Here is an 11,101-nt window from a genome sequence, read left to right as displayed (position 1 = left end):
CCGGCGCGGCGCCGGCCGGCCGTGACCCGGGGATGCCGCGCAGCAGCGCCGCCGACGCCAGAAAGGAGAGCGCGTCCAGCAGCAGCGGCACCGCCCGGCCCGCCGCGAACAGCACGCCGCCGAGCACATGCCCGACCAGGTCGCGGCCCGTGGTCTGGACGGCGAAGAGCCGGCCGTTCGCCGCTTCCAGCCGCTCGGCCGCGACGACGCTGGGCAGCAGGGCGAAGGAGGCGCAGTCGAACAGCACCTCCCCCACGCCCAGCAGGAACGCCACCGCCACCAGGGGCCAGAACGTCAACCAGCCGAGGGCCAGCAGCCCCGTCGCGGCGACCAGCGTCCCCGCCCGGAGCAGGTCGGCCAGCACCATCAGGCGGCGGCGCTCGAACCGGTCGGCGTACGCGCCCGCCGGAAGGCCGAACAGCAACCAGGGCACGGTCGTGGCGGCCGTGACCACCGACACCTGGAAGGCGTCGGGAAGCAGCGCGGCGGCCAGCAGCGGCAGCGCGGCGAAGCGCAGCCCGTCGCCGACCGCCGACACGCCGGCGGCGCTGACCAGCCGGTGATATCCGGAGCCGAAGGCGGCGCTCGTGGTCACCGTGCCCGCCGTGGAGAGAACACCGCGCAGCGCAGCTCGCTGGTGTAACGATGGCCGCCGACCTGGAGCCAGCGCTGATCGGGCGCGGGCAACATCTCGGACAACTCCACGGTGCCGTCGGTCCGCCTGGCCATCCGGCAGAGCTGCCGCACCAGAAGCGGCGCGTCCCAGTCGACGTAGATCGGCTTCGGCTCGCCGGGCACCTTGGCGAAGACATGCCGGGGCAGACCGTACGCGCGGCGCAGCCGGCAGGCCGCCAGGAACTCCGCCGCGTCATCGGCCGACACCCGCCCGCCCGACAGGGCCAGGCCGCGCAGCCAGGCGGCCGGGATGCGCCAGGTCTCCCGCTGGATCACCACCCGCCCGCACCGGATCCGGGGCACGTGGGCCAGCGCCGAGGCCCGCAGCCCGACGCCGCCGAAGTGGCGGGGGAAGGCGAAGGGCGAGAGCGGATCCTGCACGATGCTCGGGCCTCCGGCCGGTGGCGCCATCAGGCGCAGCCGCCCCTCGACGCCGTGGGCGCGCAGTTCGAGCCGGCCCTGCCTGGCCACCACGTAGAGCTGGGACGGTTGCAGCACCTTGTCGCGGGTCTGCATCGACCTGCCGTACACCTCCAGGTCGTGACACGGGTAGCAGAGCTGGGTCGAGGACTTGTCGGGGTGCCCCCGGGAGAGGTTGACCAGGAGCTCGTCGTCGTCGAGCAGGGACAGGTAGCCGCGGTGCACCTCCGGCAGCAGCTCGGGGGCCCGTTCCTGGACCAGGGGGCCGAAGCTGGTGTGGGTGATGACCTCCCGCACGGCGTGGCAGTCCCCGATCACGGCGGTGAAGTCGCCACGGGCCAGGGCGTCCCGGCTCGTGGCGGCGAACAGCACGTCGGGGTCGCAGAGGGCGGGCGGGTCAGCGGGGTGCTCGGCCAGGATCGCCGCCATCCGCTCACGCGGCACCACAACCTCCCACCGCTCCACCCCAACCCCGGACAACACACCCCGCCGATCCACCTCCGCCCCGGGCAACACGCCCAGGTCGGCCACCTCCTGGCCGGCCACCTCCTGGCCGAGCAGGGCGGCGGTGATGGTGTCGTCGAGGGCCGCCAGCTCGGCCTCGACTCCGGCGCACCGGGCGGCCAGGCGCTCCCGGTCGCCGAAGAACTCCGCGTACAGCCGGTCCAGGGGCACCTCGACGTCAGCGCCGAAGCGGCCGGTGACCCAGCGGGTGAGGATGGCCGACTCGCGCCGCATGCGCAGCCGCGGACCCGCCAGCACCGTCTCGTAGATCACCGACAGCTCGTCGGTGATGAACCGGGCGATGTCCGGCCCGATCGTGAGGCCGTCCAGCCGGCCGTGCGCCTCCTCGTACAGGATGCTGCGATCGGCGTAGTGCAGGCCGCGGTTGCGGTTGGCGGAACCGGCGGTCAGCCGCTCGAACCGCTCCTTGACGCCGGCGAGCGCCGCCGGACGTTCGGGCAGGGGCAGCGTGGCGAAGCGGGCCAGATCCTCCTCGAAGCGGATGATCTCGGCGATCAGGGGCCGCGCCTCGGCGGCGGGAAGCTGGGCGCGCAGGGCCGCCAGCGGCCGGGAGTCACCGACGGGGACCTCGAACTCGGCGATCACCCATTCCCGCTCGGCCAGTCGCCGCAGCGCCCGGTCGAACGCCGCGGCGTCGTCCCACCGTGCCCGCAGCGCGCTGACGGTGTGGTCGCCGTCGCACTGCCGCCACAACAGCTCCTCCGCGGCCGACACCTCCCCGCCGCCCAGGTGGCGCAGGTCCCAGTCGGTGTCGAGGCCGTCGCGGGTGGTGAAGGCGTACAGGTCGATGCGGCCGGCCCGCAGGAACGCCAGCGGGCGGCGGCGCGGGCGCACATGGCCGGCCAGGCTCCGGCCCGCCACCGCGGCGAGCCGCTCCGCGGCCCAGTGGGCGAAGCAGGCGCGGCGCTCCAGCCGGCCTTCCGACTTCCAGGTGATGCCCGGCCGGTCACCGACCCGGCCCACGGTGAACGGCCCGAAATGCGAGTGCGTCTCGTTCTTGGTCGTGACCCGCTGGAGGTACATCGCCAGCAGGTCCGTCATCTTCCTGGTGCGCCGCCCGTTCTCCTCCTGGTGGGAGTCGAGCCAGGCGCTGAAGCCAGGATAGGCGGCGTCGTTGGACAGCAGGAGCACCTGCCGCAGCGCGTCGTCGTCGAAGGCCCGCACGACGGCGCGGCCCGCCGCGCCGAGCCGCTCGCGGTGGCGTTCGCCGAACGCGGCCCACCGCTCCGCGACCTCCAGGGCCGCCTCCTGGTACGGGCGCAGCGCCGCCGCCGTCTCCTGCGGCAGCCCGGCGAGCTCGGCCTCGGGGATCGGCCGTGACTGGCCCACCCACGACGCGATCCGCTGCCCGCTATCGCTCCGCTGCCCGTCGTCGCTCCGCTGCCCGCCGTTGCTCCGCTGCCCGCCGTTGCTCCACTGCCCGCCGTCGCTCCGCTGCGCCCGAAGGGCCGCCTTCGCCTCCCCCGCCCGTTGCACAAGCTGGTCGGCGATCGCCGTGAGCGCCCCGGCCTCCTCGGCGGCACTCTCGTCGACCAGCGGGTCGAGCAGCTCCATCGGGAACCCGGCCTGCCGCAGCACGACGACGGGCACCAGCGTCCACCCACCGCCCACGGCGACCCGATGGGGCTCTGGCTCGATCACCACGGTCATGAACCCTCCTCGGAACCGGAACGAGCGCCAGCCCGGCCACCGGAAGTGGCGCGGGTGGGGCGGCGGGCGTGCAGGGCGTCGAGGATGGCCAGCGGGTGAGGCGGGAGCGCGGGCAACAGGCCGGGGCCCGGCACCCAGGGCTTCACCCGTGTCCCGTGGTAGTCCGAGCCCGCCGTGGCGACCAGGTCGAGCCGGGCGCAGACGGCGGCCAGCCGGGCGCTGTCGGCGGGCGTGTGCCAGCTCGTCCACACCTCCAGCCCGCCCAGCCCGGCATCGCACAGCCGCTCCAGCCGGGGGACGGCCTCGCCGGGATGGGCGAGCACCGCGACCCCGCCCGCCTCGGCGATCCAGGCCAGCACCTCCAGCAGCCCGGGACGCCAGGGCTGCTGGAGGTGGAGCGGCCGGCCGGGGCGGCACCAGTCGGCGGCGAGCGCGGCGGTCCCGGTGTAGGACGCGAACCGATGGTCGCCCGACTCGATCAGGAGCGTCAGGTAGTCGCCCACGTACGCGACCCGGTCCCCGCCCAGCGTCCGCGCCACGCCTTCCCAGGTGAGCGGCGCCCCGAGGTGCGCGACCCGCTCGGCCCAGGCCCGCCACCACCGCAGCTCGGCGTCGTGCACCCGCCGCACCCGCTCCTGGAAGAGCAGGTCGCCGGGATCGACGAAGTAGGCCAGGCAGTGCGTCTCCGCGCCGTCCCACTCGGCCGTGACCTCGCATCCGGGCACGACCGTCAGCGCGGAGCCGGCGGCCTGGCTGAGCCGTTCGACGCCCGCCATGGTGTTGTGGTCGGTGACGGAGACGGCCCGCAACCCGGCGGCGACGCAGCGCCGGGCCAGCGTGGCCGGGTCGTCGTCGCCGTCGGAGCATCGGGTGTGCAGGTGCAGGTCGACCGGGCACGGCAGGGTCGCCGGCACCCCGGCCACCACCGGCCGCTCCCGCCGAGCCACCACCTCACCCGACGCCACCGACCGCCCAGAGCGAACCGCCGTCTCGGATGGCGCTCGCCACCCTGACTGAGCCACCGCCTCACACGACACCGACCGCTCAGGACCAGCCGCCGCCTCGGATCGCACTCGCCACCCTGGCTGCGCCGCCTTCTCGTCGGAGGGCATCACCGGCCTCCGGGAAGGCGGCGGCGCCAGGACGCGGCCAGCCAGCGCTCGTACTCGGGGCCCGAAGGGGTGTCCACGACCAGGCAGAGCGGCTCGATGACGCGCCCGGGACCGCCCGCCCAGCCGCCGTGGAGCATGGTCAGGTTGTGCCCGAACAGCAGGTCGCAGTGGTCGCCAGGGGCGAGCGTCTCCCAGCGCGCGCGGAAGCCCGCCCAGGTCAGCCCGGTGGCCATCACCGTCTGGTGGCAGAACAGCCGCGCCATCTCACCCTCGCACCCGCCGCACGCGCACTCCCGCGCGAGCGGGACGGCCGCGGGGTAGCGGGCGCGGTGCTCCTTGGCGAGGTCGGCCTCGGCGTGGTGGAAGGAGAGCGCGTGCCACATGGTCTCTTCCAGCCCGAGCATGGCCCCCATCGACGGGTACGGGCAGCCGTGCGCCCGCTGGCGCGCCTGCGCCGCCCGCAGGTTGGCGCCGAGCCAGCGGGCCGCCTCGCCGGCCGGATCGTCGCCGGTGTCGAGCTCGCGACGTTCGAGGACGTCGCCGATGACGCCGAGCCAGTCGTAGTAGGTGGTGACGCTCAGGCCCTCTCCCGGGTCGGAGAGGAAGATGCCCTGGTACATCTTGTGCGCGGGGGTGGTGGTGTAGCCCGAGGAGCCGAACTCCCGCCACGCGGGATCCCAGCCCGGCGCGTCCAGCAGGCTGGGCGTCAGGTACGAGCAGTGCTGCCCGTCGTGGTGCGGCAGGAGCGTGCGCGTGGGGAAGCCCTCGGGCACGTACGTCCGCTGCGGTTCGTCCACCTCCAGGCGCATCCCGGCGGGTGCGCCGCGGATCAGCAGGGCGTCGCGGAGCCGGCCTGCCAGCGCCACGGCCAGCCGCCGGCTCTCCGCCACACCCAGCCGCAGGCGGCCCAGGCGGAAGACGGCGAAGCCGGCGCTGTGCAGCAGGTCGGCGGCGCGGCCGGCCAGCTCCTCCAGGGCCTCCTCCCGCCGCCCGCGCAGCAGGGAGGAGCAGTCCAGCCGCGCGTCGTCAGGCGTGAACCTCATCGTCCCTCCCCGGAAGCGGGTCTGGTGGCGGGCGCCCAGGGGGCGAGGTCCGGAGGGGCGCCGTCGGTGCGGAACAGGAAGTCGAACAGCAGGTGGGCGGCGATGTGGGCCGTGCTGCCCGAAGGGTCGTAGCGGGGCGCCACCTCGGCCACGTCCACGGCGCCCACCGGAAGGGCGCGCAACTCCTCGTACACGTCCAGCAGCGTCCCCGTGTCGATGCCGCCCATGGTCACGTGCCCCGTCCCGGTGGCCACGGCGCTGTCGAGCACGTCGATGTCCAGGGACACGTAGACGGTGTCGCAGCGCTCGCCGAGCTGCTCGATGAGGCGGCGCAGCGCCGTGGCCGCCCCTTCCCTGCGGATCTGTACCCCGGGCACCACGTGGAAACCGCGGTCGAGCAGGTCGCGGAACTGGTCGTACTTGGTGACGTCGCCCACGCCGACGAAGGCGATGTCCTCGGGCCGCATCCCGGGCAGCTCGCTGATACGGCGGGAGTTGGAGCCGTGGTAGAGCGGCCCGTGCAGCGCGCTCCAGTTGCCGAAGTCGAAGTGGTGGTCGATGTTGATGAATCCGACGCGCCCGGCGCCCCGGTCGAGCCGGCCGGCGCGGAAGCCGGCGAAGGAGGGGAAGGTGGCCGAGTGGTCGCCGTTGAGGAAGATCAGCCGTGGCGCGGCCCGGCTGAGCCGGCGGCTCTCGGCGGCGACGGCCTGGAAGGTGCGGATGGTGTCGGTCGGATAGACGTGCAGGTCGCCGGCGTCGGCCACCTGCGGAGCCCGGTAGCGGAAGGTGCGGCCGGTGCGCGTGTCGAGCATCCGCCATTCGCCCAGGCTGGTCAGGTAGCTGGAGAAGACCAGGCTGGCCTGCCGGATGGCGCGCGGGCCCTCGGCCGCGCCGGGGCGGGAGCTGGCGGTGGCGTCGAACGGGACGCCGGACACCACCCAGCCGTCGTCACCGACGTCGACGTGCTCGGGGGAGGTGGCGCGGGCGCCGAACAGCGTGGCGACCCCCGCCCAGCCGGGCAGCGGGTCCGCCGCGAAGTCATCCGCTTTGACGCTGTGCTGCAGCGCCTCGAAGTCGGGCAGCAGAGTCATTTCGTCTCCCCCTTGACGCTGTGCCGCAGCACCTTGAAGTCAGGCAGCAGAGTCATTTCGTCTCCCCGTGGTCGATGGAGTCAGGTCAGGGGCGCGGACGATGCGGTGCGCGGCGGCGATCTTCTCCTGGAAGAGCTCCCAGCTCCGCTCCGGAGACAGGTGACGCGGCCGGTAGACCACCGGCGCGTCCTCGCGCCAGTCGGCGAAGTCCCAGTTGAAGATGCGCTCGCGCAGGCGCGGGAAGTCGGGGGTGAGCGGGTAGGGGACGAAGTTGTAGAGGTTGAACAGCCACAACGCCGGGCTGTTGGCCTCCATCCAGGCGACGGTCTGGGCGTGCGCGTGCTCGGTCTCCTCGTCGAGGCCGCCCATCATGTTGAGCACGACACGCAGACCGGCGTCGCTGAGCGCGTGGATCTTCTGGGTGTAGTCGTCGAGGCCGCGCGACAACTTGTCGAGCCGTTTGAGCATCTGGGAGTCGGCGGACTCGAAGCCGAGCTCGACGGCGACGACGCCGAGCTCCAGCATGGCGTCGATGACCCACTCCTTGACCTGCATGACGTGGGTCTGCACGATGAACCGGTAGCCGGGGCGGTCGCGGAAGACGTCGATGAGGTTGCGCACGGCCTCTCTGGACTGGCCGAACGTCTTGTCGCCGATGTAGACGAGCCGGGTGGCCGGGAAACGGGCGGCGAGCTCGTCGACCTCCGTGGCCAGGGCGTGCCGGTCGACGAGGGTGAGCTGCCTGCTCCAGGCGTCGCCGCAGAACGAGCACGTGTAGAGGCAGCCGTGGCTGGCGTTGAGCCGCAGCAGCGGCACCTGGCCGCTGTAGTGGCGCAGGTGCCGGTAGTCGGGCGCCCAGCCGATGCGGTCGGCGGAGAGCCCGAACGCCACCGGCTTCTCCGTGTCGCCGCCCTCGCCCGCGCCCAGCTCGGCGAGCCGGCGGGCGAAGGCGACGTCGAGCTGGCCCCGGTGCAGGAGGTGCACCGACTCCGCCGGCGCCAGCGGGGCCATGTTGCCGCCGAGGACGACGCGCCGCCCGGCGTCCTTGAGCAGCTTCGCCACGTCCATGGCGAGCCGGAGGTTCTGCGCCAGGGGCGACAGGAGGACGAGGTCGCCGGGCGCGGTGGCCTCCAGCACCGCGCTGTGGCAGGTGTACGGCTCCGGTGGCCCCTTGGACAGGTCGCGGAAGGCGGAGTCGATCCCGGCGGCGTCGAGCAGCGCCGTCAGGTGGGCCACCCACAGCGGCATTTCCCACAGCCCGTCGGAGGGGATGAAGTATTCCGGCAGAAAGGCGCGAAAACGCCGATCGTAGTCCGCGTAGTAATCGGACAGGCGTGGGTCGGGGTCGTGCGTGGACGGGAATGGCAGTTGGACGATGCAGCCTTTCAGCATGGTTCTCCCCCCTGATGGTGCGTGAAAAGGCGACGGTCAGCCCGCGCGCGGCGCGAAGACCGCGCAGCGGAGCTCGCTGGTATATCGCCGCCCGTTGACATCGAGCCAGAGCTGGTCGGGGCCGGGCAGCATCTCGGTGAATTCGACGGTGGCACCGCTTTGCCGGGCGAGCCGGGAAAGCTGTCGTACCAGGAGCGGAGAATCCCAGTCGACGTAGACCGGCTTGGGTTCGCCGGGGATCTTCACGAAGCCGTGGCGGGGCAGCCCGAGGTCGCGCCGGAGCCGGCGCGCCGCGGCGAACTCGGCGGCGTCGCCGCGCGCCGGCCGCACCCCGGGGCTCCAGCCGCGCAGGGCGCCGGTGGGGATGGTCCAGCGGGCCCGCTGGAGCACGGCGCGGCCGCAGCGGATCCTGGGCAGGCGGTCGTGGCCGGCGGCGCGCAGCCCGATCCCGCCGAAGTGGCGGGGGAAGGCGAACGGCGACAGCGGGTCCTGACGGATGCTGGGCCCGCCCGCGAGCGGGGCGAGCAGCTTGAGACGCCGGTCGGTGCCGTGTGCCCGCAGCTCGATGCGCGCGCCACGGACCGTGAGGTAGAGGTCCGAAGGCTGGAACACCTGGTCGCGGCTCTTGGGCGACAGCCCGTAGACCTCAAGGTCGGGGCAGGGGTAGACGAGTTGGGCCCCGGTCTTGTCGGGATGGGACCTGGCCAGGTCGACCAGCAGCTCGTCGTCGTCGAGCAGGCCCTGGTAGCGGGCGTGGATCTCGTCGAGCACGTCGGGCGCGTGCTGCTGGATCAGCGGCGCGAAGCTGGAGTGCGTCAGCGCCTCCCGTACGCCGTGGCAGTCGCCCACCACGGCCAGGAAGTCGCCGCGGGCCAGCGCGGCGGCGTCGGTGGCGGCGAGCATGACGTCGGGGTTGCACAGGGCGGCCGGCGCCGCCGGGAAACGGCTCAGGAGCCGTGCCAGCCGGGCCCGCTCGACCACCGTCTCGCCGTGACCGGGGGTGTGCCCGTCGAGCAGCAGCGCGGTGACCTCACGGTCCAGCGCCTCGATCTCGCGGTCGACCTGCTCGCACTGGCGGGCGAGCTCGGGCTCGTCGGCGTAGAAGGCGGTGTAGAAGCGCTCCAGGGCGATCGGCGTCTCCGCGCCGAAGCGGTGGCCGGCCCAGCGGCGCAGGATGCCGAGCTCGCGGCGCACCCGCAGCCGGGGGGCGAGCATGGCCAGGTCGTAGACCACGGACAGCTCGCCGCTGATCAGGCCGGCGACGTCGTGGCCGAGGCGCATGTCGTGGACCGGGCCGTACGCCTCCTCGTAGAGGATGCCGCGGTCGGCGTAGTGCCGGCCGCCGCCGCGGTTGGCGGGCGCGCCTGTGACGTGCTCGAAGCGCTCCTTCATCGCGGCGAGCAGCGCGGCGCGGCCGTCGAGGGGGCCGGTGACGAACTCGTGGAGCTGCTCGCCGAGCCGCCGCACGGTCGCCAGGTCGCCGAGGTCGCGCACCTGCTCGCGCAGCACCTCCAGCGGGTGGGCGGAACCGATGGGGATCTCCCAGCGCGCGACCAGCCAGTCCTTGGCGGTCAGCTCACCGAGGACGTCGTCGAAGGCCCGCAGCGGCGTGTCTTCGCGGGCCTGCCAGGCTGCTCGCAGCCGGGCCACGGTGTGCTCGCCGTCGCAGCGCCGCCAGAGCCAGAGCTCGTCGTCGTCGAGCGTGTCGGCCGCCACCGCAGTGAAACGCCAGCCGTCGGGCCGGCCGGTGACGGACTCGAAGGCGTAGAGGGCGATGCGGGAGCCGTCGGTGAAGGCGAGCGGCCTGCGCCGGGGCCGCACCTCCTCGAACGCCGCCGGCCGCGCGCTGAACGCCTCGGCCAGCCGCTCGCCCGCCCAGTGGGTGAGGTAGGCGGTCCTGCGCTGCGGGCCGGTGGCCCAGGAGAGGCCGGTGGCGCCGGGCGTCACGCGGGCGACGGACAGCGGACCGAAGTGGGAGTTGGTCTCGTTCTTGGTGGTGACCCGCTGGAGGTACATCGCCAGCAGGTCCGTCATCCTGCGGACGTGCCCGCGCGACCCGCTCGCTCCCCCGTCGAGCCAGGTGGCGAACTCCGTGTAGCGCGCGTCGTTGGACAGCAGCAGGACCTGCCGCAGCGCCGGGTCGCCGAAGAGCTCGATGAGGTCGCGCCGCGCCCCGTCGAGCCCGGCGGCGACGTCGCGTTCGAGGCCGAGCCAGCTGTGGTCCAGCGCGAGGGCGGCCTCCTGGTAGCGCTCGACCGTCTGCGACGCGGCCGGGCCGAGGGCCGCGCGCAGCTCGTCGAGCTCGCCCGGCAGGAACGGCCGCCGCAGGCCGGCCGCCGTTCCCAGGTCACCGGCCCCCGCCCCGCGCAGCGCGCCTTTGACGTCCTGTGCGAGCCGCCGCACCAGCTCGCCCTGGTCGAGCACGGCGTCGGCGGCGCCCGCCGCCTGACGGTCGGAGAATGGCAGCAACAGCGAAAAGGGAAAACCCGCGTGCCGCAGCAGCACGACCGGGCTCAGCGACCACGCCCGCTTTTCCCCCGAACAAGTCCCCGGCAAAAGATCTCCCCGTTGATCAGCCCCACGACCCTCGCCCTTGCTGAACGACGATAGTTAGGCGAGCCGGGAATCTCAACGAATATATTTAAGGGACATAAGCCGACGAGACGTATATTTTTCTCTTAGTGGACCTGGTGCACGCGCCTATTGACGAGTAAAAGAAATCAGCCGCCGGGAAAGACCGCGGCCAGCTCGGGAATGCGGGCCCGATAACCGTCGAGCAGCTTTCTGGCCGTCGCCACCGAGTCGACCAGGGGATGCAGCGCGAACGCCTCGACCGCCAGTTGGGCCGAGCCGGACAGCGCGGCCTCGATGGTCGTCTGCTCCACGGCCTTGACCTGCTGCACGAGACCGAGGAAGCGGCCGGGCAGCGGGCGGGTGGCCAGCGGGCGGATCCCGGCGCCGCCGACCGCGCAGGGGATCTCCACGACCGCGTCCGCGGGCAGGCCCGGCACCGCGGAGCCGTTGCGCACGTTGAGGATCATGGTGGCGGGCTCGCCGCGGGCGATGGCGGCCATGAGGCCGAGCGCGATGCCCTCGTAGCCGCCCGCCTCCAGGTCGGCGGCGTCGCGCTCGCCGGCGTCGGTGACGTCGCGGGCCTCGGCCATGTACGACTCGTCGCGCTGCCTGCGCGCCC

The 11,101-nt window shown here is 73.5% G+C and carries 8 protein-coding genes; all 8 read right to left on the bottom strand.

Features of this window, described 5'->3' with window-relative positions:
* Positions 1–595: MFS transporter (locus ACWD0F_RS51020; protein WP_449890253.1), on the bottom strand; the 595-nt coding region annotated here is incomplete at its 3' end.
* Entirely contained in the window at positions 592–3,270 is a 2,679-nt protein-coding gene (locus tag ACWD0F_RS51015; RefSeq protein WP_449890251.1) for a lantibiotic dehydratase, read from the bottom strand. The genes ACWD0F_RS51020 and ACWD0F_RS51015, both read right to left, overlap by 4 nt.
* The gene (locus ACWD0F_RS51010; RefSeq protein ID WP_449890249.1) at positions 3,267–4,217 is read right to left on the bottom strand and encodes a PHP domain-containing protein; all 951 of its coding nucleotides are present in this window, start codon (positions 4,215–4,217) and stop codon (positions 3,267–3,269) included. Before ACWD0F_RS51010 ends, ACWD0F_RS51015 begins: the two co-directional genes overlap by 4 nt.
* Before the next feature lie 164 nt (positions 4,218–4,381).
* The gene (locus ACWD0F_RS51005) at positions 4,382–5,425 is read right to left on the bottom strand and encodes a hypothetical protein (RefSeq protein ID WP_449890247.1); all 1,044 of its coding nucleotides are present in this window, start codon (positions 5,423–5,425) and stop codon (positions 4,382–4,384) included.
* Entirely contained in the window at positions 5,422–6,516 is a 1,095-nt protein-coding gene (locus tag ACWD0F_RS51000) for an arginase family protein (RefSeq protein WP_449890245.1), read from the bottom strand. Before ACWD0F_RS51000 ends, ACWD0F_RS51005 begins: the two co-directional genes overlap by 4 nt.
* Before the next feature lie 39 nt (positions 6,517–6,555).
* Entirely contained in the window at positions 6,556–7,908 is a 1,353-nt protein-coding gene (locus tag ACWD0F_RS50995; protein WP_449890243.1) for a B12-binding domain-containing radical SAM protein, read from the bottom strand.
* Positions 7,909–7,944: 36 nt separating this feature from the next.
* The gene (locus ACWD0F_RS50990; RefSeq protein ID WP_449890241.1) at positions 7,945–10,377 is read right to left on the bottom strand and encodes a lantibiotic dehydratase; all 2,433 of its coding nucleotides are present in this window, start codon (positions 10,375–10,377) and stop codon (positions 7,945–7,947) included.
* A 251-nt stretch (positions 10,378–10,628) separates the two neighbouring features.
* Positions 10,629–11,101: family 4 glycosyl hydrolase (locus ACWD0F_RS50985; protein WP_449890239.1), on the bottom strand; the 473-nt coding region annotated here is incomplete at its 5' end.

It is taken from the genome of Nonomuraea sp. NPDC002799, from assembly GCF_053592075.1.
This window is presented reverse-complemented; position numbering and strand designations above follow the sequence as displayed.